This window comes from Micromonospora sp. NBC_01405 (assembly GCF_045040155.1).
In the GTDB taxonomy this organism is placed as follows: Bacteria; Actinomycetota; Actinomycetes; order Mycobacteriales; family Micromonosporaceae; genus Micromonospora.
Window position 1 is genome coordinate 2,869,703 of record NZ_CP109532.1, and the last position, 21,892, is coordinate 2,891,594.

The 21,892-nt window shown below is 72.3% G+C and carries 22 protein-coding genes; 10 read left to right on the top strand and 12 right to left on the bottom strand.

Features of this window, described 5'->3' with window-relative positions; genetic code table 11:
• Positions 1-21: 21 nt before the first annotated feature.
• Positions 22-2,229 (bottom strand): hypothetical protein, encoded by a 2,208-nt coding sequence (locus OG559_RS11960; protein WP_405115168.1) that lies wholly within the window; start codon positions 2,227-2,229, stop codon positions 22-24.
• Positions 2,226-3,017 carry a deoxyribonuclease IV gene (locus OG559_RS11965; protein WP_405115170.1) on the bottom strand — a complete coding sequence of 264 codons (792 nt, stop codon included), beginning with the start codon at positions 3,015-3,017 and terminating at the stop codon, positions 2,226-2,228. Before OG559_RS11965 ends, OG559_RS11960 begins: the two co-directional genes overlap by 4 nt.
• 719 nt (positions 3,018-3,736) lie before the next feature.
• On the opposite strand from OG559_RS11965, the gene rpsF reads away from it, so the two are divergent.
• From rpsF to dnaB, 5 genes are all read left to right on the top strand, one after another.
• A complete protein-coding gene (rpsF, locus tag OG559_RS11970; RefSeq protein WP_120683045.1) occupies positions 3,737-4,027 on the top strand; it encodes a 30S ribosomal protein S6 in 291 nt (96 codons plus the stop codon).
• An 88-nt stretch (positions 4,028-4,115) separates the two neighbouring features.
• Entirely contained in the window at positions 4,116-4,661 is a 546-nt protein-coding gene (locus tag OG559_RS11975) for a single-stranded DNA-binding protein (RefSeq protein ID WP_387022370.1), read from the top strand.
• 41 nt (positions 4,662-4,702) lie between these two features.
• On the top strand, positions 4,703-4,942 hold the full coding sequence (rpsR, locus tag OG559_RS11980; RefSeq protein WP_007073789.1) for a 30S ribosomal protein S18: 240 nt from the start codon (positions 4,703-4,705) through the stop codon (positions 4,940-4,942).
• A 14-nt stretch (positions 4,943-4,956) separates the two neighbouring features.
• Positions 4,957-5,403: a 50S ribosomal protein L9 gene (gene rplI / locus OG559_RS11985; RefSeq protein WP_387022373.1), complete on the top strand. Its 447-nt coding sequence runs from the start codon at positions 4,957-4,959 to the stop codon at positions 5,401-5,403.
• A gap of 627 nt (positions 5,404-6,030) precedes the next feature.
• Complete coding sequence (gene dnaB / locus OG559_RS11990) at positions 6,031-7,419, top strand: replicative DNA helicase (protein ID WP_405116598.1); 1,389 nt, start codon at positions 6,031-6,033, stop codon at positions 7,417-7,419.
• A gap of 72 nt (positions 7,420-7,491) precedes the next feature.
• On the opposite strand, the gene OG559_RS11995 is transcribed toward dnaB, so the two are convergent.
• The 5 genes from OG559_RS11995 to OG559_RS12015 form a co-directional block, all read right to left on the bottom strand.
• On the bottom strand, positions 7,492-7,725 hold the full coding sequence (locus OG559_RS11995) for a maleylpyruvate isomerase N-terminal domain-containing protein (protein WP_405115172.1): 234 nt from the start codon (positions 7,723-7,725) through the stop codon (positions 7,492-7,494).
• 99 nt (positions 7,726-7,824) lie between these two features.
• On the bottom strand, positions 7,825-8,232 hold the full coding sequence (locus OG559_RS12000) for a zf-TFIIB domain-containing protein (protein ID WP_405116600.1): 408 nt from the start codon (positions 8,230-8,232) through the stop codon (positions 7,825-7,827).
• Between the two features lie 19 nt (positions 8,233-8,251).
• The gene (locus OG559_RS12005) at positions 8,252-8,887 is read right to left on the bottom strand and encodes a phosphoribosyltransferase (RefSeq protein ID WP_405115174.1); all 636 of its coding nucleotides are present in this window, start codon (positions 8,885-8,887) and stop codon (positions 8,252-8,254) included.
• Positions 8,884-10,236 (bottom strand): glycosyltransferase 87 family protein, encoded by a 1,353-nt coding sequence (locus OG559_RS12010; RefSeq protein ID WP_405115176.1) that lies wholly within the window; start codon positions 10,234-10,236, stop codon positions 8,884-8,886. The genes OG559_RS12005 and OG559_RS12010 overlap by 4 nt, the downstream gene beginning before the upstream one ends.
• Positions 10,233-12,764 (bottom strand): putative bifunctional diguanylate cyclase/phosphodiesterase, encoded by a 2,532-nt coding sequence (locus tag OG559_RS12015; protein ID WP_405115178.1) that lies wholly within the window; start codon positions 12,762-12,764, stop codon positions 10,233-10,235. The genes OG559_RS12010 and OG559_RS12015 overlap by 4 nt, the downstream gene beginning before the upstream one ends.
• 685 nt (positions 12,765-13,449) lie before the next feature.
• Between OG559_RS12015 and moaC the strand changes: the two genes are divergently transcribed.
• The 4 genes from moaC to OG559_RS12035 all read left to right on the top strand — a co-directional run bounded on the left by moaC (position 13,450) and on the right by OG559_RS12035 (position 16,214).
• Complete coding sequence (gene moaC, locus OG559_RS12020) at positions 13,450-13,941, top strand: cyclic pyranopterin monophosphate synthase MoaC (protein ID WP_396671878.1); 492 nt, start codon at positions 13,450-13,452, stop codon at positions 13,939-13,941.
• Positions 13,938-14,408 carry a molybdenum cofactor biosynthesis protein B gene (locus OG559_RS12025; protein ID WP_396676699.1) on the top strand — a complete coding sequence of 157 codons (471 nt, stop codon included), beginning with the start codon at positions 13,938-13,940 and terminating at the stop codon, positions 14,406-14,408. Before moaC ends, OG559_RS12025 begins: the two co-directional genes overlap by 4 nt.
• Positions 14,409-14,526: 118 nt before the next feature.
• Positions 14,527-15,786 carry a molybdopterin molybdotransferase MoeA gene (locus OG559_RS12030; protein ID WP_405115181.1) on the top strand — a complete coding sequence of 420 codons (1,260 nt, stop codon included), beginning with the start codon at positions 14,527-14,529 and terminating at the stop codon, positions 15,784-15,786.
• Positions 15,783-16,214 (top strand): molybdenum cofactor biosynthesis protein MoaE, encoded by a 432-nt coding sequence (locus OG559_RS12035; protein ID WP_387022393.1) that lies wholly within the window; start codon positions 15,783-15,785, stop codon positions 16,212-16,214. The genes OG559_RS12030 and OG559_RS12035 overlap by 4 nt, the downstream gene beginning before the upstream one ends.
• A 66-nt stretch (positions 16,215-16,280) precedes the next feature.
• On the opposite strand, the gene OG559_RS12040 is transcribed toward OG559_RS12035, so the two are convergent.
• Both OG559_RS12040 and OG559_RS12045 read right to left on the bottom strand, forming a co-directional pair.
• Positions 16,281-17,735 (bottom strand): glycosyltransferase 87 family protein, encoded by a 1,455-nt coding sequence (locus tag OG559_RS12040; protein ID WP_405115183.1) that lies wholly within the window; start codon positions 17,733-17,735, stop codon positions 16,281-16,283.
• A 215-nt stretch (positions 17,736-17,950) separates the two neighbouring features.
• Positions 17,951-18,493, bottom strand: a complete 543-nt coding sequence (locus tag OG559_RS12045) for a DoxX family protein (RefSeq protein WP_405115185.1) — start codon at positions 18,491-18,493, stop codon at positions 17,951-17,953.
• A 156-nt stretch (positions 18,494-18,649) separates the two neighbouring features.
• Between OG559_RS12045 and OG559_RS12050 the strand changes: the two genes are divergently transcribed.
• Positions 18,650-19,198 (top strand): GNAT family N-acetyltransferase, encoded by a 549-nt coding sequence (locus OG559_RS12050; RefSeq protein ID WP_405115187.1) that lies wholly within the window; start codon positions 18,650-18,652, stop codon positions 19,196-19,198.
• A gap of 24 nt (positions 19,199-19,222) precedes the next feature.
• Here the strand turns inward: OG559_RS12050 and OG559_RS12055 are convergent, their stop codons facing one another.
• The 3 genes from OG559_RS12055 to OG559_RS12065 all read right to left on the bottom strand — a co-directional run bounded on the left by OG559_RS12055 (position 19,223) and on the right by OG559_RS12065 (position 21,879).
• Entirely contained in the window at positions 19,223-20,341 is a 1,119-nt protein-coding gene (locus OG559_RS12055) for an ABC transporter permease (protein ID WP_405115190.1), read from the bottom strand.
• A 22-nt stretch (positions 20,342-20,363) separates the two neighbouring features.
• Positions 20,364-20,978 (bottom strand): ABC transporter ATP-binding protein, encoded by a 615-nt coding sequence (locus tag OG559_RS12060; protein ID WP_405115192.1) that lies wholly within the window; start codon positions 20,976-20,978, stop codon positions 20,364-20,366.
• A 70-nt stretch (positions 20,979-21,048) separates the two neighbouring features.
• Positions 21,049-21,879, bottom strand: coding sequence for a hypothetical protein (locus OG559_RS12065; protein WP_405115195.1), 831 nt, complete (start codon positions 21,877-21,879; stop codon positions 21,049-21,051).
• Positions 21,880-21,892 lie beyond the last annotated feature (13 nt).

The window sequence follows — 21,892 nt, forward strand, 5'->3', positions numbered from 1 at the left end:
CACCGGGACCCGGCCGGGCTGTCAGAGCCGGTAGACCACCGCGCCCTCGATCTCCTCACGGGTGATGCCGAGGGCATCGACCGGAGCATCGATCGTCGTCGCCCACGGCGTGCCCGCGATCCGGTCGCGTAGCACCACCACGTTGCGGACGCCCAGGTCGCGCAGGTAGGTCACGCTCGCCTGGTCCGGGAAGCTCTCGGCGACCTGCCGGATCTCGGCCTGCCGAACGGGGGTGAAGCCGCTGCCGCCGTTGACCATGTCCTGGAACCTGCTGGTCGACCACAGCATCACGGGCTGGTCGAGGTTCTGGCTGCTCGGCAGCACCAGCATCGGGCCGTCCACCGACCGCATCGCGGCGGGCTGGGCCGGCACCACCGGATGCGGCGTGCTGTTCAGCCCTTCGGCGACCACCAGCAGCAGCGGCAGCACCGTGGCCAGCCGCAGCCACGGACCCGGCCACGGCGGGACCCGCTCGGCAGCCCACTCCCGCACCCGGACGGCGAAGGCGCTGACCGCGCCCGCGGCGAGCAGCCCGAGCAGCAGCGTCGTCCACAACATCATCCGCCCGGGGGTGCGCAGGCCGTTCCAGCCGGGCAGATACTCGAACAGCAGCCCGTAGGTGAAGGTGCCGCCGAAGAACCGGGTGCCCATCGCCAGCACCATCGTCACCACCACCCCGGCGAGCAGCAGCAGCCGGTGCCGCAGCCGCCACACCGAGAAGAACAGCCCGCCCGCGGCGAGCGCGTACAGCACGAAGCCCGGCAGCAGGGTCATCTCCGGGTGCCAGGGCAGGACCGACCGCGCGCCCTCGTGCAGGCCGCCCCACACCCGGGACTCCGCCGGGGCGGTGAAGAAGCCCGAGAACGGCGGCGAGTAGACGCCGATGTCGGCGAGCGTCCGCGCCGCGTTCGGGTGCAGCTCGGCGACCTTGAAGAAGGGAACGGCCAGCAGCCCGCCCACCCCGGCGAAGAGCAGCGCGCCGACCACGTCGGCGACGAGCAGCCGGACCCCGAACGGCCGGGGGTTCGACCGCCGCCGGACGAACCACGTCACGGCGGCGACGAGCGTCGCCCCCGCCAGCGCGTACGCGAACGGCAGCCCGATGCCGAAGCCCAGGCTGAGCTGCCAGGCGGCCACCAGCCAGCCGGCGTACGCCCACCCGGCGTGCCGCCGCTCGGGGCGGTAGCCGTGGCGCAGCGACCAGCCGTGCCCCCGGGCCAGCATGGCCAGCGCCAGCGGGATGCCACCGTTGGACACGATGTGCAGGTGACCCGCCTGGGCGAGCAGCCAGGGGGCGTACGTGTAGCTCACCCCGGCCACCGCCGCGCCCGCCCGACCCGCGCCGAGCTGCCGGGCCAGCGTGTACGCCCCGAGCGTGGCCAGCGCGTGGGCCAGCACGAACATGATGTTGTACCGCAGCAGGGCGGCCTCGGGGCCGGTGCCGATCATGCCGGCCGGTGCGTAGCCGAGCAGGGTGTCGGAGAACGCGAAGCTCCACGAGTCCGGGAAGAACGTGTTGGACTGCCACAGCTGTGCCGGGTCGGTCAGCAGGATGTGGCCCGACCAGGCCATCTGCCAGGCCTGGAGGCTCGGGTCCCAGTAGTCCTGAGGAAGCGTGTAGAGGGGGTAGCGCAGCGTCGGCCAGGTGAGCGCGACGGCCAGGGCCAGCGAGGCGAGCACGGCCAGGGTCCACTCGTGGACCAGGAACCGGCCGACCGCCCGCAGGACGCGCCCCACCCGCCCGGGCACCCGCTCCGGAGCGGGGGCGAACGCCTCCCACCGGTCCGGCTTCGCACCGTCGCCGTCCTTCGCGGTGCCGCCGTCCTTGTCCGCCTTCTTCTTGTCCGAGGCCTTCGCCGTTCCGGCGTCCTTGTCCGCCGCGATCTTCTTGTCGGCGCCCTTCTCCGTGTCGCCGCCCTTGGTGTCGGCGCCCTTGGCGGCGTCCGTGTCCGCGGACTTGGTGACGGCGTCATCCTTCGCGACGTCGTCCTTCGCGATGCCGGCCTTCGCGTTGTCGTCCCCCGCTGCGGGCTCGGCGTGCTGCCCCGCGTCGGCCGTCCTCCGGCCGGCGTCGGCCCGGTCGCTGCCGGCTGCCTGCCCGTCGTCGGTCGCCCCGCCGTCCCCGATGCCCTTCGTGGCGGTGTCCGGGTTCTTCACGGCGGCATCGTCCACCAGCGGACTCCCGCCGGCCGTGTCCTCGTCGGTGGAGCCGACCCGCTCGGTCGTCATGCCGCCGGGCTTCCCGCGCCGAGCCGGTCGCGTAGGAACGCGATGTCGGTGCCCTGCCCGTCCACCCCGCCCGGGGTCTCCACGATCACCGGTGCGTCCGCCGCCCGGATCACCGCCACCACCAACTCCGGGTCGATCCTGCCGCCGCCAAGGTTGTCGTGCCGGTCCCGGCCCGAGTCGAACGCGTCCTTGGAGTTGTTGGCGTGGACCAGGTCGATCCGGCCGGTGATCGCCTTGACCCGGTCGACCAGGTCCAGCAGCTCCTCACCCCCGGCGTGGGCGTGGCAGGTGTCCAGGCAGAAGCCCACCTCGTACTCGCCGACGGCGTCCCAGAGCCGGGCCAGCGCGTCGAGGCGACGGGCGCAGGCGTTGTCGCCGCCGGCCGTGTTCTCGATCAGCACCGGCAGGGCGAAGCCGCCGTTCTCGGCCGCGTACGCGAAGGTCTTGCGCCAGTTGTCGAAGCCGACCGCCAGGTCGTCGCCCGCGTTGACGTGCCCACCGTGCACGATCAGGCCCTTCGCGCCGATCCCCGCAGCGGCGGTGGCGTGGCCGAGCAGCAGCTTCCGGCTCGGGATGCGGATCCGGTTGTTCAGCGTCGCGACGTTGATGACGTAGGGCGCGTGGACGTAGAGGTCGACGTCGGCGGCCCGCAGCCGGTCGGCGTCCTCCCGCGGTTGCGGGGCCTTCCAGCCCTGTGGGTCGGAGAGGAAGAACTGCACGGCCTCGGCGGCCCGGGCGGCCGCCTCCGACAGCGGGTCGGCGGAATCGACGTGGGCTCCGATACGCATGGGGGCGAGCCTACGTCGCGGCACCGACGCGCGGGGTGACGGTGCGCCCGGGTGGCGGCATCCGGTGCGGCGCCGCCGGGGACGGCACCGGTGGGCGGGGCGTCACCCGGGGCGGGGGTGGTCGTTGGTCCGGTTGGGATCGACGGTCGACTTTCCCGGGCATGAGCGATTCTCCGGGGCGCGGGCCACGGGGCGACCTGGGACCGGCCGGCCGGAGCGGGATCCGACGGCCCGGCGGCACCGGTGCCACTCAGCACGGTGCCACCCGTCCCGGGGCGAGCTGCGGAATTCCGGGTAAAAGCTCAAATCGACCCCACAGGGGACGATTGCCATTGTACCGTCAGATAACAACACGATGAAGCTCCGCGGGGCGTCGCGATCCAACCTCATCGGTGTGGTCGTTCCTCCCCAGGTCCCACCCAAGGAATGCGGACGGGACGCCCCGCGGCCTCGTGACGGGGGGTCCGGTCCGACGCCAGCGTCGGACCGGACCCCCCGTCCTGTGCGGGCCCCGTGCCGCCGGATCCGTCGCCTGGTCGGCCGCGTCGCCGGCGGCACGCCGGGAGTGGCCGACCTGCCCGGGCATGATCGTTCGGACCGGGTATTCTGGTCCGGTTGTCCGCGCCCGGCCGGGTTCCCCCGGTCCCGGAGCGGGCAGACGCACGACCTCCTGCCGCGGAAGGACCGTGGCCGCTTAGCCCACAGGAGGTGAGCACGTCTTGCGTCATTACGAGATCATGGTGATCCTCGATTCCAGCCTCGAGGAACGCACCGTCGCCCCGTCGCTCGACACGTACCTGAACGTGATCCGGACCGCGGGTGGCTCGGTGGAGAAGACCGACGTGTGGGGCCGTAGGCGCCTCGCGTACGAGATCAACAAGAAGGCCGAGGGCATCTACGCCGTCATCGACCTGCAGGCGACGCCTGCGGCGGTGGCCGAGCTGGACCGTCAGCTGCGGCTCAACGAGTCCGTGCTGCGCACCAAGGTCATCCGTCCGGAGATGCGCTAACAGCGTCCAGTCCGGTTCACCCGGTTCACCCGGATCAGCTTCATCGACGCTGTCGTAGGGCTCTGAGAGTCTGTACGGCGAACGATGAGTGCGCGAGGAGATGGTCATGGCAGGAGACACCACCATCACGGTCATCGGCAATCTGACCGATGACCCTGAGTTGCGATTCACCCCCTCGGGGGCCGCGGTCGCCAAGTTCCGGGTCGCTTCGACGCCCCGGTTCATGGACAAGGCGTCCGGCGAATGGAAGGACGGCGAGCCGTTGTTCCTCGCGTGCACGGTCTGGCGTCAGGCCGCCGAGCACGTCGCCGAGTCGTTGCAGCGCGGCGCCCGGGTGATCGTGTCGGGCCGGCTGCGTCAGCGGTCCTACGAGACCCGCGAGGGTGAGAAGCGCACCGTCATCGAGCTTGAGGTCGACGAGATCGGCCCGTCGCTGCGCTACGCCACGGCGAAGGTGCAGAAGATGTCGCGCTCCAGTGGCGGCGGTGGCGGCTTCGGTGGTGGCGGCGGTGGCGGTGGTGGTGCCCAGGGCGGCGGCGGAGGCAACTTCGACGACCCTTGGGCCTCGGCCGCGCCAGCTCCCTCGCGCGCTGGTTCGGGTGGCGGCAATTTTGATGAGGAGCCCCCGTTCTAATGGCGCCGAGCGCCCGCGATCGCAAACCAGGAGCACGGTCAATGGCTAAGGCTGCGGCCCTTCGCAAGCCAAAGAAGAAGGTGAACCCGCTAGACAAGGACGGGATCACCTATATCGATTACAAGGACACCGCGCTGCTGCGCAAGTTCATCTCCGACCGCGGCAAGATCCGCGCTCGACGGGTGACCGGCGTGACCTCGCAGCAGCAGCGGCAGATCGCCCGCGCGGTCAAGAACGCCCGCGAGATGGCGCTCCTGCCGTACACGGCCACGGCTCGCTGAGAGGAGGCACCGACATGAAGATCATCCTGACTCAGGAGGTGTCCGGCCTCGGTGCCCCGGGCGACATCGTCGAGGTGAAGAACGGCTACGGCCGTAACTACCTGCTGCCGCAGGGCTTCGCGATCGTCTGGACCAAGGGTGCGGAGAAGCAGGTCACGGTCATCAAGCGGGCCCGCTCGGCCCGGGAGATCCGCGACCTCGACCACGCCAACGAGGTCAAGGCCCGGCTCAACAGCCTGAAGGTCAACCTGAAGGCCCGCGCCGGCGACGGCGGGCGGCTCTTCGGCTCGGTCACCCCGGCCGAGATCGTCGACGCCGTCAAGGCGGCCGGCGGCCCGACCCTCGACCGTCGGCGGCTGGAGCTGCCCAGCCACATCAAGTCGCTGGGTGCGTACCCGGTCAGCATCAAGCTGCACCCCGAGGTGACCGCCAAGTTCGACCTGAACGTCGTCCAGGGCTGACACCGAAGCACCACGCACAGGGCCCACACCGGTACGCCGGTGTGGGCCCTGTGCGTGGTGCGGCCCCGGTCAGCCGATCCGTTGACCGGTGACGGCGCTGATCAGCACCGTCGAGGGCCCACCCCGACCACCACCGCCCACCCCACGGTCGCCGACCGCCGCAGGGCCGTGGGTGCCCGACTGCTTGCGTACCACCGACCGGTTCGCGGACGGCTCCGCCCTGGCCCGAGAGGGCCCGACCGGGGCGGGGCGCGACGTAGGTGCGGCTGTCTGCGGGAGGCCGTGCGGGGCGAGGATCGGCGAAACTCATCGGGAATTTCTTATCCACAGGGTGTGGGTAGAGTTTTCCCAGTTCAAAGCGTTGCGTGGAAGAATTCCCCAGCGGTTGTCCACAGGTTGTGCACACCCTGCGCACATGTTCTCCACCGGTGTCCACAGGTTGTCCCAAGGCTCGTCCACCGGCGTGGTTGAGTCGCTGACCTCGGGTTCCGTATGGTTGCCTCTCGACCGACGGTGCGATGACCCCCGATCGACCCGACCGGTCCGATCGGAAGTCGCCGTGCCTGGCGGCGGACCGGTAGTCGAAGCGAGGCAGCGGAGGGGGGACCCGTGTCGGTCGCCGACGACATGCGGACGCAGCCACGAGGCGGTGGCCAGCCGCCAGCCCCTTCCCAGCGGGAGGGCCAGTTCGAGAAGACCCCGCCCCAGGACGTCGCCGCCGAGCAGTGCGTTCTCGGCGGCATGCTGCTGTCCAAGGACGCCATCGCCGATGTCGTCGAGATCCTGAAGTCCCACGACTTTTACCGGCCGGTGCATGCCACCGTCTTCGACGCCATCCTCGACATCTACGGACGGGGCGAGCCCGCCGACCCGATCACCGTGGCCGCCGCCCTGGCCGACTCCGGCGACCTGGCCCGAATCGGCGGGGCCCCGTACCTGCACACGATGATCGCGAGCGTGCCGACCGCCGCGAACGCCGCCTACTACGCCCGGATCGTCGGGGAGCGGGCGGTGCTCCGCCGGCTGGTCGAGGCCGGAACGAAGATCGTGCAGCTCGGGTACGGCACCGGCAACAACGGCAGCCGGGACGTGGACGACATCGTCGACCTCGCCCAGCAGGCCGTCTACGACATCACCGAGCGCCGGGTCAACGAGGACTTCGCCGTCCTGGCCGACATGCTCCAGCCCACCCTGGACGAGATCGAGGCGGTCGGTGCCCAGGGCGGCATGATGACCGGCGTGCCGACCGGCTTCACCGACCTGGACCGGCTGCTCAACGGCCTGCACCCCGGACAGTTGATCATCGTGGCCGGTAGGCCCGGTTTGGGCAAATCGACCGCTAGCATGGACTTTGCCCGCAATGCAGCCATTCGGGCCAACCAGGCTGCGGCGATCTTCTCGCTGGAGATGAGCAAGGTCGAGATCGTCATGCGACTGCTCTCGGCCGAGGCCCGGGTCCCGCTGCACGTGCTGCGCAGCGGCCAGCTATCCGACGACGACTGGACCAAGCTGGCCCGCTGTATGGGCGAGATCAGCGAGGCACCGCTCTTCGTCGACGACACGCCGAGCATGAACCTGATGGAGATCCGGGCGAAGGCGCGCCGGCTCAAGCAGAAGCACGACCTCAAGATGATCGTGGTCGACTATCTCCAGCTGATGACCTCGCCGAAGCGCACCGAGAGCCGGCAGCAGGAGGTCGCGGACCTGTCCCGTGGCCTCAAGCTGCTCGCCAAGGAGGTCGAGTGCCCGGTGATCGCGGTGAGTCAGCTCAACCGTGGCCCGGAACAACGGACGGACAAGCGACCCCAGTTGTCTGATTTGCGTGAATCTGGCTCAATTGAGCAGGATGCTGATGTAGTGATCCTTTTGCACCGGGACGACTACTACGACAAGGAGTCTCCGCGCGCGGGCGAGGCAGATTTCATAGTCGCCAAACATCGGAATGGGCCGACCGACAGCATCACGGTGGCCGCGCAACTTCATCTCTCCCGCTTCGTGGACATGGCCATCGTATGACAAGGGTTGCGCGTCAATTGACTCCCGCAGAGCGGGAAGAGGTTGTTGTGCGTGTGGCCCGTGGTGAAAGTATCACCAGCATCGGCGAGCGCTTTGGGGGTCCACTCCGGCCGGACCCGGCGCCGGGCTGGCCAGGGCCACGAGCGCCTGTTGGGCGTCGCAGAGCACGTGGAAGAGCAGGTCGGCGACGAGCCAGCTCTGGCAGCGGGTGGGTCGTTGCAGGCCGGCGTCGTCGAGCGGGGCGACGACGGCGCTGATGCCGTCGTGCGCCTGGGCCAGCGCTTCGTGCTGCCGAATTGCGCTCATGGCGTGCAGCCTTCCACGACGTGGCGTGATCGGCCGACGGGACGCCTGCTCGACGGCGACGCCGGGCCGGCGGGATTCACCGGCCCGGCGCGGCGACGGTCAGTCGAAGAGTTCGCCGAGGAAGCCGCCGTGCTTCTTCTTGCGGCGGTAGTGGCCGTGGTAGCCGTGGTGCTGCTGGCCGTGCCCGCCGTACGCCGGGGCGGCGGGCGGGTAGCCGTGCCCGGGCGGCGGGGGCGGCGGGGGAACCGCGCCGTACCCCGGCTGCTGTGGCTGGTGGGCGGGCGGAGGCGGCGGCGGGTAGGTGCCGGGCGCCTGGGGGCGCTGTGCCGGGTTCGGGGCGCCCGCCGGCTGCTGCCGGTTCCAGTTCGCCTCGGCCTCGAACAACTTCTCCAGTTCGCCGCGGTCGAGGAAAATTCCCCGACACTCGCCGCACTGATCGATGACGACTCCGCTGCGTTCGTACTGACGCATGTCTCCGTGACACTTGGGACAGGTGAGCTGCATTATCCGAAGGTACCTGGTGATGTCACCCGATCGCGGCGAGCACGTCGGTCACCTCGTCATCGGATACCTCGTGGAAGTCCTCGTAGTAGCTGCTGACCGCGCCGAAGCCGGCGGGTCGCTGGACGCAGACCACCTCGTCGGCCTCGGCGGCCAGCATCTCGTACGCCTCCTCGGCGCCGACCGGGACCGCGACGACCACCCGACGGGCGCCGAGCCGCCGGGCCACCTGGACGGCGGCGCGGGCGGTGGCCCCGGTGGCCAGGCCGTCGTCGACGATGACGGCGGTCCGCCCGGTCAGGTCGAGCGGGGGGCGACCGGCCCGGTAGCGGCGTTCCCGGCGCTCCAGTTCCGCCTGCTCGTGGCGCTGCACCTCGGCGACGTCCCCCGGGTCGACCCGGGCGGCCACCGCTTCGTTGAGCACCCGCACCCCGTTCGGGCCGAGCGCGCCGAAGGCGACCTCGGGCGCCATCGGCATGCCGAGCTTGCGCACCACCAGCACGTCGAGGGGCGCGCGGAGCCGCTCGGCGACCACCCGGGCCACCGGCACCCCGCCCCGGACCAGCCCGAGCACGGTGATGTCGGGCCGGTCGGCCAGCTCGGCGAGCCGGTCGGCGAGGACCTGGCCGGCGTCCTCTCGGTCGCGGTAGGTCGTCGTCATTCCTCAGGTGTACGCCCTGCCGGCGGGCCCGCGTCGGCAGTCCGGCGAGAACGACCGGTCGGTGGGCGGAGACCACCCGGCTCGGGGCGGGCGAGGGCGGGTGCCCAGACCAGCAGGGCGGCCGGGTAGAGCAGGTACCCGAAGCGGGTGGACGGCATCAGCAGGATTGCGGCGAGCAGCCCGTACCCGCAGATGAGGGCGGTGGCGGCGGCCGTGCGGGGCGGGCGGCGCAGCAGCCGGACGGCGATCCCGACGCCGACCGCGACCAGCAGCGCGGCGGCGACCACCCGGCCGGCGGGCAGGGCGGTCGCGATCAGTTGGCCGGGGAACGGGGACTGCGCAGGGCTGGTGACCAGGCCGTGCCCGAGCGGGAAGCGCAGCACGTTCTCGACCAGCGCGTCCCGATCGACCAGCAACGCGGGGAGCAGTGCGAGCGCCGGGACGCCGAGCGCGCCGGCGGCGAGCCGCCCGGAGGAGCGCCGGGTCGCCGCCCAGGCGATCAGGACGAGTGCGACCGGCCAGGCGAAGAGCTTCAGCGCGCCGGCCAGCCCGACGGCCAGGCCCGCGCGGCCCGGCCGGTCGACGGCGGCGAGGGCGAGGGCCAGCAGGCAGAGGGCGAGCACGGGCAGGTCGTCGCCGCCGGTGGCCAGGGTGAGTGCGCAGATCGGCAGGACGGTGGCCGCCTGGACGCCCCGCAGCGCCGCCGCTGCCCGGCCGGTCGGGTCGGTCGGGTCGGTCGGGCGTAGGGCGCGGACCGCCAGGGCGAGGGCCAGCGCGGTGGCGACCACGAACCACAGCCGGGCGTCGGTCCACCAGCCGTCCGCGACCGCGCGGGGCAGGCCGAACAGGGCCATCCCCGGCTGGTACGGGGTGTAGCCGAGCAGCCGCTCGTCGGTGGGGAGCGCGGCGATCGCGTCGTGTCCGAGGTACGGGGTGCCGGTCTCGGCGAGGCGGGTGCCGGCGTGCTCGACGACCACCACCTCCTCCTGTGCCCGGTCGGTCCGGCCGCCCGCTCGCTGCGCGCCCTGCTGGATCAGCGGCAGCACGGTTGTGGCGGCCCAGGCGAGCCCGGTGACCGCCCAGCGACCGGGTAGGCCGGCCAGCGACGAGGCGGCATCGCGTCGCCGGGCGGCCAGTTGACCCGCGACGGCGACGGCGGCGAGCAGGTACCCGAACGCGGCGACGGTTCCCCAGGCGCGGTGCGGCGGCAGGGTGGAGCTGATCGCGGTGACCGCCGCGAACGCGGCGGACGCGGCGTACAGGCCGATGTCGAGGGCCAGGCCCCCCGCGGCCCGGTCGATCCTCCGCCAGCTCGCGGGGGTGCGGGTGGTCCGGTCGGCGGCGGTCACGCGGGCAAGTGTGGCAGACGCTCCCCTCGGCCCCGGCCGCCCTGCCGGCGGCCGGAGGGGAGCCGGAGCACGGCGCCCGCGTCGTGCAGGGGCGGTGCGAGGGTGCCGGGGCGACCGCCGAACCCGCGGTGCAGCGTGGAGAGCAGCGTCCCGGCCGGCACGGGCCGGCCGAACAGGTGGCCCTGCCCGGCGGCGCAGCCCAGCTCCCAGAGCGCGCGGCGCTGCGGCTCGCTCGCCACCCCCTCGGCGACCACGGTGAGCCCGAGGCTGCGGCCCAGGTCGAGGGTGGACCGGATGACGGCGGCGGCCTCCGTCGATGCCTCCATGACAGACACGAAGCTGCGGTCGATCTTCAACTCGTGGACCGGGATCCGGGAGAGCAGGGAGAGCGAGGAGTAGCCGGTGCCGAAGTCGTCCAGGGCCAGCCGGACACCCTCGTCGCGCAGCCGGTTGAGCACCCGGTCGACCACGTCGAGCTGGCTGAGGGTCAGCGTCTCGGTCAGCTCCAGGACCAGCCGGTCCGGCGGCAGGTCGTGGGCGCGCAGCCGGGCGAGCACGGCGCCGGGGAAGCGGGCGTCGAGCAGGCTGCGCGGCGACACGTTGACCGCCACCGGCAGGTCGAAGCCGGCGGCCCGCCAGCTGTCGGCGGCGATCAGCGCCTCGTCGAGGATCGCCTCGGCGAACGCCGGGAGCCGCCCGGAGCGTTCCACCGCCTCCAGGAAGCGCAGCGGGTCGATCATGCCGTGCACCGGGTGGTGCCACCGGGCCAGGGCCTCCGCGCTGGTCACCTCGCCGGTGGCGAGGTCGACGATCGGCTGGAAGTTGACGGTGAACTCGTGGTCGGCGACCGCGCGGGGCAGCTCCCCGCCGAGGGTGAGCCGGCCGAGGTCGGCAATGTCCCGGGCCGGGGCGTACGTGGAGATCCGCTGCCCGGCCCGCTTCGCCTGGTACATCGCCACGTCGGCGCGGCGCAACAACTCGGCGATCCCGCCGCTGGCCGGTGCGACGGCGATGCCGCCGCTGGCCTCGATGCTGATCCGCATGCCGTCCAGGCCGAGCGGCTCGTGCAGCGCGGCGAGTAGCGCCTCCGCCCGGTGGGCGGCCACCGCCGGGGCGGGCAGCCCGCGCAGGAGCACGGCGAACTCGTCGCCGCCGAGGCGGGCCACCAGGTCGTCGCCGTGGGCGGCACCGCGTAGCCGGCCGGCGACCTGCATGAGCACCCGGTCGCCGGCGGCGTGGCCGAGGGTGTCGTTGACCTCCTTGAAGTGGTTGAGGTCGATCAGCACCAGCGCGGTGACCCCGTCGGCGTGTCGGGCGTTGAGCTGCTCGGTGCCCTGCTCCAGCAGGTGCCGCCGGTTGGCCAGGCCGGTCAGCGCGTCGTGGGTCGCCGCATAGGCGTGCTCGTCGGCGACGCGGGCCAACTCGGCGTACGCCTGGGCGTTGCGCACGGCGGTGCACAGCGCGGAGGCGAAGGTGCGCAGGGTGTACTGCTCGCGTTCGGAGAGCCGGACCGGGCCCCGGAACCGCAACCGCAGCGCGCCGATGTCGACGGCCCGGTCGGACCCTTCGAGGGGCACCTCGATGGCTGGCCCGTCCACCGCACCGACCTGGTCGGCGGGCCCGTCGTAGGTGAGCGCGCCGGCGGCGCCCCGGACGGTCCGGGTTCCCTCGCGCAGGGCGATCTCCACCTCGTCGGCGGAGAACAGTTCGGCGGCCTGGGTGACGGCGGTGGTGAGCACCTTGTCGAGGTCGACGACGTTGAGCGCGTCGGTGGTCCGGGCGAGCCGCTGCCAGGCGTCGCGTTCCGCCCGGTTGCGGACCCGGCTGGAGTAGGCAAGGTGCAGGCTCAGCACCAGCGGCGGCACGACGATCAGGAAGCTGGGGTTGCTGTTGAGGATCAGCAGGGTGGAGACGATGACGGCGAACCGGGCGGTGGCGCTGGCGATGCGCAGGTCGTAGTGCTCGCGGAACAGGTCGCGGACCCGGGTGCGGGTGGCGAGGGCGATGACCGGGAAGGTCAGCACCTCGTCGAGGACGACGACCACGAGGTACGCGGCGACGAGCGCCCAGATCGACCGGCCGACGGCCCCGCCGATCGGCCAGCTCCAGCCGACCGTCAGCAGCACCATCCCGCCGACGGCTGCGGTGACCATGTCCTTCGCCACGCCGAACGCCAGTTTGAGGGGCGCCACCCGGAGGATGCCCCGGACGAGCCCGACGCCCAGGCCGGTCGCGAGGATCACCCAGGGCACGGGTGCCACCGCGAGCCCGACGAGCACCGCGACCTCGGTCCAGGAGACGCCATGGGTTGTCGCCCGGATGCGGATTCGTACGTTCACGGTGGCGCCCACCGCCACGAGGAAGGCCACGGTCGCCGCGCTGGTGAGCTCTCGGGCGCTCGGCGGGCTGTCGAACCCGATGTCGCGCAGGCTGAGCGCGACCGCGGTGGCGGCGCACAGCACGACGAGACCGACAAGCAGCAGAAGCCGCCGATCGGTCTCACTGTCGCGTCTTGCGCGCCCGGCCACGTCCAGTCCCTCTGCCGTCGGTGATTCCTGGCAGTGCGTATCTCGGACTTTACGGCCGGTCAGGTCTCGGGTGAAGAGTTCGATCAGAGCCAGTCGTGAGCCTTCATGGTCCCGCCTTTCGTCTCAAGAACTTCGTCGACCGATGCCTGCCCGGGCTTGGCTGACACGTCGAATCTTATGACGTTTGGTGGGCCTTCGTGGCATTGCATGTCCATATGCGCAGAATGCGCTAATGAGTGCCGTTCGGGTCACTCACCGTTCTGGCGCGAAAACCCACAGCGTAACTCCTGCGAGTTCTCGGCATAATTATCGGAGCGGGCTTCCCTCCCGTCTCTCCCCGGTCCGTCCATAGCCGTTTGCGCTGGTGTTGGTGCCCCCTGGTGCGGTCGTTCGGCGGGCGGTGAATTGTGATGACGGCCCGGTGTCCGTTCGGCGTACCGAGCCTGACGCGTTTTTGCAGGGTTTTGTTTAAGTTTGTATACATATGCGCGGCCGAATGCCTCAGTAATCAATTCTCGGCCCTGCCCATTCGCCCGGTCCGCAGCGGCACCCCATTCCCACGAGAACCGCGCCCGGCTTGTTCGGGCCCGGTTCATCGGCGCGCCCCGACCGACCCCCGACCGACCCCCGGCGCCGCCCGGCCCTCGGCCGGGTCCGGGGCGTACCGGACGATAGGCTCGCGACCGTGACCGATCCCGCGCAGCTCACCCACGTCGACGCGGCGGGCGCGGCCCGCATGGTCGATGTCTCCGCCAAGGCGGTGACCGGCCGGCTCGCGGTGGCCGCCGGCCGGCTGCGGACCACCCCCGAGGTGATCGACCTGCTGCGCCGCGACGGGCTGCCCAAGGGCGACGCGCTCGCCGTGGGCCGGCTCGCCGGCATCATGGGTGCGAAACGGACCCCCGACCTGATCCCGCTCTGCCACCCGATCGCGCTGCACGCGGTGACGGTCGACCTCACTCTGACCGACGACACCGTCGAGATCACCGCCACGGCGCGGACCGCCGACCGCACCGGCGTGGAGATGGAGGCGCTGACCGCGGTCGCGGTCGCCGGCCTGGCCCTGGTCGACATGGTCAAGGCGGTCGACCCGGCGGCGTCGGTGGAAGCGGTGCGGGTGCTGCGCAAGGAAGGCGGCAAGACCGGCCGCTGGCTACGGCCGGGGGACCGGCCGTGATCCGTGCCCGGGTGGTGGTCGCCTCCAACCGTGCGGCGGCCGGCGTCTACGCCGACACCAGCGGCCCGCTGCTCGCCGCCGGGCTGCGCGAGCTGGGCTGCCAGGTGGACGACCCGGTGGTGGTGCCCGACGGCGAGCCGGTCGGCGAGGCGCTGCGGGCCGCCCTGGCTGCCGGGGTCGACGTCGTGCTGACCAGCGGCGGCACCGGAATCACCCCCACCGACCGGACGCCGGACGTGACCCGCGCGCTGCTCGACCATGAGATCCCCGGCATCGCCGAGGCGATCCGCGCCCACAGCCGGGACAAGGTGCCCGCGGCGGCGCTCTCCCGGGGCGTCGCCGGGGTGGTCGGCCGGATGTTGGTGGTCAACCTGCCCGGCTCCACCGGCGGCGCCCGCGACGGCCTCGCGGTGCTCGGCCCGATCCTGGCCCACGCCGTCGACCAGTTGCGCGGCGGCGACCACTGACGGCGCGGCGGGCGGGGTGGTCCCGCCCGTAGGGCCGGCGCGCAGGCGGGCCGGCCACTAACGGTGTCGGCCGGCCACTGGTGGGGCGGGCCGGACCGCCCGGGGATAGGCTCGGCCGGTGAGCACGGAAACCGCGTCCGCCGCCGAGCAGGTCGCCGTACCGCCGCCGGCGGGCTGGGAGGAGGCCCGCTCCCGGGTGTACGCGGTCGGCCTGGCCGCCGCCCTGCCCGCCGTGAGTCGGCCGCTCGCCGACGCCGACGGGCACACCCTCGCCGAGCCGTTGGCCACCCGCACCGACCTGCCGGCCTTCCCCACCTCCAGCGTGGACGGCTGGGCGGTGCGCGGGGGCGGGCCGTGGCGGATCGTCGGCCGGGTGCTGGCCGGCGGCAACCCGCCCCCGCTTGCCGAGGACGGCACCACCGTCGAGATCGCCACCGGCGCGATGGTGCCCGAGGGCGTCACCGCGATCGTGCGGGTCGAGGAGTCCAGCCGCACAGCCGACGGCCGGATCGCCGGCGCCCCGCGACCGAGCCCGGAATGGCGCCGGCCGGGCGAGGAGGCGTACGCCGGTGAGGAACTGCTCCCCGCCGGCACCCCGGTCGACCCGGCGGTGATCGGTCTGGCCGCCTCCTGCGGGCACGACGCCCTGCGGGTGCGCCGCCCGCCCCGCGCCGCGCTGCTGATCTTCGGCGACGAGCTGCTGACTTCGGGCCCGCCGGCCGACGGCCGGGTCCGCGACGCCCTCGGCCCGGCCGTGCCGGCCTGGCTGCGCCGGTACGGCTGCCAGGTGCGCCCGGCCGACGTGGTCGGCCCGGTGGCCGACACCCTGCCGGCGCACGTGGCGGCCCTGCGCGCGGCGCTCACCACTGCCGACCTGGTGTGCACCACCGGCGGGACGATGCACGGCCCCGTCGACCACCTGCACCCCACCCTGGAGGCCCTCGGCGCGGACTACGTGGTCAACACGGTCGCGGTCCGCCCCGGCTTCCCGATGCTGCTGGCCCGGCTGGCCGACCCGGACGGCCGGGTCCGGTTCGTGGCCGGCCTGCCCGGCAACCCGCAGTCGGCGATCGTCGCGCTCGTCTCGCTGGTCGCGCCGCTGCTGGCCGGCTTGCAGGGACGGCCGATGCCGGTGCTGCCGCACGCCACGCTCGCCGAGCCGGTGCCCGGCCGCGGCGACCACACCCACCTGGCCCTGGTCCGGCTGGACCGGGCGGCCGGCACCGCCCACCCGGTCCGGCACGTCGGCTCGGCGATGCTGCGCGGGCTGGCCGGCGCGGACGGGTTCGCCGTCATCCGCCCCGGCACCACGGGCGAGCCGGGCGCGCGGGTGCCGGTCGTGCCGCTGCCCCTGTTTCCGGGGGAACGGTCCTGGTGACGATCGAGGAGTCGACGGTCTTCGGCACGGTCACCGAGGAGCCGCTGGACCTGGCCGCGCACGAGGCGGCCGTCGCCGACCGGCGGGCCGGGGCGGTGGTGTCGTTCCGGGGCGTGGTCCGCGACCACGACCACGGCCGCCCGGTGACCAGCCTGGAGTACGAGGGCCACCCGAGCGCCGCCGCGGTGCTGCTGGAGGTCGCCGCCGAGGTGGCCGCCGACCCGGACGTGTACGCGGTCGCGGTGTCGCACCGGGTCGGCCCGCTCGGCGTAGGCGACGTGGCCCTGGTCGCGGCGGTGAGCACCGCGCACCGGGCCGCCGCGTTCGCCGCCTGCGCCCGGCTGGTGGACGAGGTCAAGGCGCGGCTGCCGATCTGGAAGCGGCAGGTGTTCGACGACGGCACCGAGGAGTGGGTCAACTGTCCCTGACGCCGTCGGGCGGCCGGTGCGGTGTCCGGGACGGCGGCGGCCGTGCCCTCGGCGACCGCCGGAGCCTCAGCGGCGGCCGTTGACCAGGGAGGCGCGGCCGAACCGGTCGGCGTAGAAGGCCGGCTCGGCGCCGGGTCGCCACGGCAGCGCGGCGACCAGCACGATCAGGGCCACGGCGAGGGAGTTCTCCATCAGCGCCCCGAACAGGCCGTCCTGGTAGTGCGACATCTCAGGGAGCTGGTGCTCGTACGGCCAGATCGGCGAGGTCAGGAACAGCAGGTAGAGGCCGAGCGCCGCCACGCCGTGCCGGAGCCCGGTGAGCGTCGGGTACCAGATCGGTGGGCGCAGCCCGTTGAGCCCGGGCAGACCGCTGTACGACGACGCCTGGCCGGCGCGCTGCACCGACCCCCGGCTCGCCTCCCGGCGGCGTGCCGCCGCGTCGGCCAGGACGATGATCGCCGGAATGACCCAGACGAGGTGGTGCGACCAGGAGATCGGGCTGATCACGTTGGCGGTGAGCCCGACCAGGGTGAACGCGGTCAGCTCGTCCCCGTCGGCGCGGGCGCTGATGGCCCGGGACAGCCCGAGGGCCAGGATCAGCACCGAGAACGACAACCAGAGCAGGCCGGGCGTCTCGATCGAGTCGTAGAGCCGGGCCAGCAGGCCCGCGAGGGACTGGTTGGGCGTCATGTCGGCCGCACCCACCCGCTCGGTCTGCCACAGCACGCTGCCGAAGTAGGACCGGGACTCGGTGCCGACGAGCGCGAAGCCGGCGAGGGTCACCCCGATCGTGGTGCCGACCGCCGTGGCCGCCGCCCGCCACTGCCGGGTGATCATGAGGTACGCGATGAACAGCGCGGGGGTCAGCTTGACGGCAGTGGCCAGGCCGATGCCGACCCCGGCCCAGGCCCCGCTGAACACGAAGCGCCGCAGCGGCCCGTCGGCGGGGTCGAACCGGGTGCCCCGCTTCGCCCGCCAGCGCAGACCGATCAGGTCGGCCATGATCAGCGCGAAGAGCAGCAGGTTGACCTGGCCGTAGCCGAGGGTTTCGCGGCCCGGTTCGAGGGCCACCGCCATCGGCGTCGCGATGCCGACGGTGAACCAGAGCGGCCAGCCGAGCCGGTCCACGACCGGCCGCAGCAGGCCGGCCAGGACGAGGGCGAGGGCGGCGATGCTGGCCAGCACGTTCAACCAGCCGGCGACCTGCACCGGCACCACCGCCATGGGGAGCATGACCAACCCGCCGAAGGGTGGGTACGTGAAGCCGAGCGTCGTGGAGGGGGCGATGAAGTCGTACAACTCGTTGCCGTTCATCCACCACGCCACCGCGCCGTGGTAGATCTTCATGTCGAAGAAGTTGTACGGCCGCCCGAAGGCGCCGATGGCGAACCACGTGGCGTACGCGACGGCGGCCACGACACCGACCCGCACCGCGGTCCTGCGGTCGACCCCACGGGTCAACCGGGTCACGCGGCGGATCGGTGTGAGGCGGTCCATCCGTCGTTTGACGGTCGCCGGCATGGCGTGGCCACCCCCATACCAAGATCGTCCTACCCGTTCAGGTCCAGCACGGAGCCTAGAACGGCGCCTCACGTTAATGCCTCCCGCGTTATGTGACCGTGTCCGATCCCACACTGATTTTTTACATTTCCACCGCGTTAACGCCTACCGGGTGGTTCAGGTAATTCGCGGCCTTAGCGGTGAAGAGCCACGGGAGGGGAGCGTCACGCCGCAGGTCAGCCGGGCAGTCGGCGTGCCGTGGCGGCCGAGCGTACGGCGATCCGGGCCTCCCGGCGGGCGGTCCGGACGGCCCGCTGCACCGACCGTCGTGAGTGGCCGATCCGGTGCCCCGCCCGCCACCGCAGACCCGGCTTCCCCTCGGTGTCGGCGGCGGCGAGCAGCAACCCGCCGAGGATGCCGAGATTCTTCATGAACTGGGTCTGGTGCTGTGCCCGCTCGGCCGGTTCGCCCTTCCAGAAGGGATGACCGGCGACGGTGGTCGGGACCAGCGTGCCGGCGAGCACCAGCGCGGCCGGGCGGGTGAACTTCCCGGTGGCCAGCATGAGGCCGCCGATCAGCTGAGTGGCCGAGTTGATCCGGACCAGCGTCTCGGCGTCGGTGGGGATCCGGGGGGAAGCCTGCTGGATCAGCGGGCCGACCCGGTCGGTCACCGGCTTCGCGGCCGGCACCAGCCGTCCCGGGTTCTGCAAGTTGCGGACGCCGCTGACCACGAAGACGCCGCTCAACATGACGCGGGCGAGGGAGCGCACGGGTTTCATGGATCAGTCATACCCCGTCGCGGCGGCGGCTACCCCTGCAACGGCCCGATCCGATCGGCCGACGTGGACGCCGGAGGCATACCCATGATCCGGACCGCCACGCCGATCGGGGCGACCGTCGCTGGTGGACGGGCTCCGGCCGGTAACCTCGCCCGGGTGACCACGCTGCGGCTCCGCCCCGAGGGTCCGGCCGACACCGGCCCGGTCCGCCGGGTACTGGCTGCGGCCTTCGCCCGCCCCGACGTGTCGACCCCGCCCGAGGTGGCGCTGGTCGGCGAGCTGCGCGACACCGACGCCTGGGTGCCCGAGTTGGCCATGGTCGCCGAGCACGGCGGCGAGGTGGTCGGGTACGCCCTGCTGACCCGGGTCCGGGTCGGCGCGGAGGGCGGCGGCACGGTCCCGGCGCTGGTCCTCGGCCCGGTCGCCGTCGCGCCGCACCGGCAGCGGGTCGGGCACGGCACGGCCGTGGTGCAGGCCGCCCTCGACGCCGCCACCGAGCTGGGCGAGCGGCTCGTGGTGGTGCTCGGCGACCCCGCCTTCTACCGGCGGTTCGGCTTCACCCGCGCCGACCGGATGGGGCTGACCAGCCCCTGGTCCGGCCTGGGGGATCCCTGGCAGGCGCTGGTCCTGCCGCCCAGCACCAGCGGGGACGCCCCGGTGCCCCGTGGCGAGGTGTTCTTCCCGCCGCCCTGGTCGAAGGTCTGACCGCCCCGCCGGTGAAACGGCCCGTCAGGCCCGCATGACCGCCGCGATGGGGGTCCGCGCCGCGCGCAGGGTAGGTATCAGTCCACCTGCCGCCCCGGCCAGCCCGCCGACCACCACCCCGTAGACGGCCGCGCTCAGGGGGAAGGGGACGTCCGTGCTGCCGCTGAGCGCCGCCGCGACCAGCGGACGGTACATCGCCACGGCGAGCAGGACCGCAACCAGCGAGCCGACGCAGCCGATGAGCACGGATTCGGCGAGAACCAGCACCATGATGTCTCCCTTGGTGGCCCCGAGGGAGCGACGCAGGGCCAGCTCGTCGGCCCGCTCCTTGAGCGTGGCCAGGCCGATGTTCAGGACGCCGAGGACGCCCACCAACAGCATGATCAGACCGACCCCCAGGAACGCCGCGGTGACGATCCTCAGTTGGTCGTCGACGCCCGCCGCCGCGTTCACCGGCTCGATCGTGCCCTGGATCGGCAACTGGCCAACGGATGCGTGCCAGCGCAGCCATTCGACGCTCTGTGCCGCGTCGCCCGACGGCACCCGGGCCAGCACCCGCACCGAGGATTCCGCGACCGGCTGGGCGTGCGCGGCCAACTCCCGCCACGGCAGGTACGCCCTGGGGTCCTGCTCGCCGTCGTCGATCACCCCGGTCACCGGCGTGTGGCGGGCGAGATCCCCCTTTCCGGCCCTCCACAGCAGCCCCGAGCGCCCGGCGATCTGCTCCCACGCCACCTTGTTGACGACCATCGCCACGCCGGCCGTCGTCGCCGTGGGCCAGGAACCGGCGATCAGATCGAAGGGTCGCACCGCCATGACGTCACCTTCGAAGGCGATGATGGGAATCGCCGAGGGCCCGCCGGTGAGCACGGCCCCCGAGTCCGACACGAACAGTGCGACGTCAGCACCGGTGTTCGACTTCGAAGCGAGCAACCGGGACGTCTGACTGCCGAGGGCGTCGCCGCTGACCGCGACCGCCGCGCTGCCGTCCCTGCCCTCCCTCAGCTCGGCGAGGTGGATCAACTCCGCCCTGGCCACCCCTGCGGTGGCCTGCACGAAGATCACGGCGATGATCCCGATGACCAGGCTGAGGCAGGCCAGCAGTGCCCGGCCGCCGCGGGCCCGCAACTCACGCGAACTCATCAAGATGAGTTCGGGCATACGTCTAATCACGTGCCCACGCCCCCTCGACGAGGTGCAGGGTGCGGTCGGTGCGCATGGCCACCTCGGGGTCGTGCGTCACCATCACCGTGGTCGCGCCGCGGGCCTTGGCCGCCGTCAACAAGAGAGTGATCACCTGCTCGCTGGTGTTCTCGTCCAGAGCGCCGGTGGGCTCGTCGGCGAGGACGACAGCGGGGGTGCGTACCAGTGCCCTGGCTATGGCCACCCGCTGCTGCTCGCCACCGGACAGTTGACGTGGACGATGGGTGGTCCGATCGGCGAGGCCGACCTGGTCGAGGCTCTCCAGCACGAGGGACCGCCGGCGGCGCCGAGGCACCGGAATGCCGTGCTGGAGGGCCGTCTCGACGTTCTCGTAGGCGCTCAGGTGGGGCAGCAGGAAGAACCGCTGATAGACGAAGCCGAGGTGCGTGCTCCGCAGCCGGGCGAGGGCCACGTCGCTCAGTCCGCCGACGTTTTTTCCGCCGATGTGGTACGTGCCGGAGTCGGGGCTGTCCAGAAGACCGAGGATGGCGAGTAGTGTGCTCTTCCCCGATCCGGAGCGCCCGAGAATGGCGGCTGTGGTCCCCGCCTGGACGTGGACGGAGAGATCCCGCAGCACATCGACACGCTCACCTTTCGGGCCGTCGAAGGACTTGCGGATGCTGTCGAGCCGGAGCAAATTGAGGCCCTCAACCCTCGCCTTGATCCGTGAGCGCCGGGGCCGGTGACATCACCACGTCGCCCACCGCGAGACCGTCGACTATCTGGATGTACGACCCGTCGGTGATTCCCAATTTCACGTCGCGGGTTTTGGTTGATCCAGTCGCCTCTCGCACTCGGACCCGCCCTCGCTCCGCGGTTCCCGCCACTGCCTCGACAGGAAGCGCGAGAACGTCTCGGGCCTCGCCGGTTCTGACGGCCAGCACGCCCTTGAGCCCCGGAAAGAGACGTAGATCCGCAGGCGGCGCACAGGTTACGCTGACTGCCGATCCGTCACCCTCACCGCCCCGATCGGGGCCACCGAGCACCTGGCAGGGAAACGGGCCCGGCCCGTGGTCGATCTGCGCGGTTGCCTCCGGCCCAAGGTCGGACAGGCGGTAGATGAGTGCTTCCGAGATGGTGGTCCGTATTCCATAGCCGCTGGCCCGGAGACTCACCAAAGGGAGGCCCTGCGGAACCGTGGTTCCGGAGGAGGCGAGTTCGTCCTGAACGGTGGATTCCACGGGATTAGTGACCGGCACCCGCCCATTCGACGACCGGATCCAGCCGATGACGGCGCCGGCCGGCAGCACGCCCTTCTTCGATCGGTCGCGACGATAGACGCCGGATTGCGGCGCGGTCAGCGAATAGGTTGGAGAGGGCACCACGGATGCGTTCGACGCCAGGACGCTGACCAGGTTGCGCCGCTCGACCGTGGCGGTGGTCGATTGCGTCCTGTTGTCGGTCAGCACCAGGGCCGCGCCGGACCTGTCGAACATGAACCAGGCCCCGGCGGAGAGGACGACAGCCGGCAGGGCCACGAAGACCAGGGCG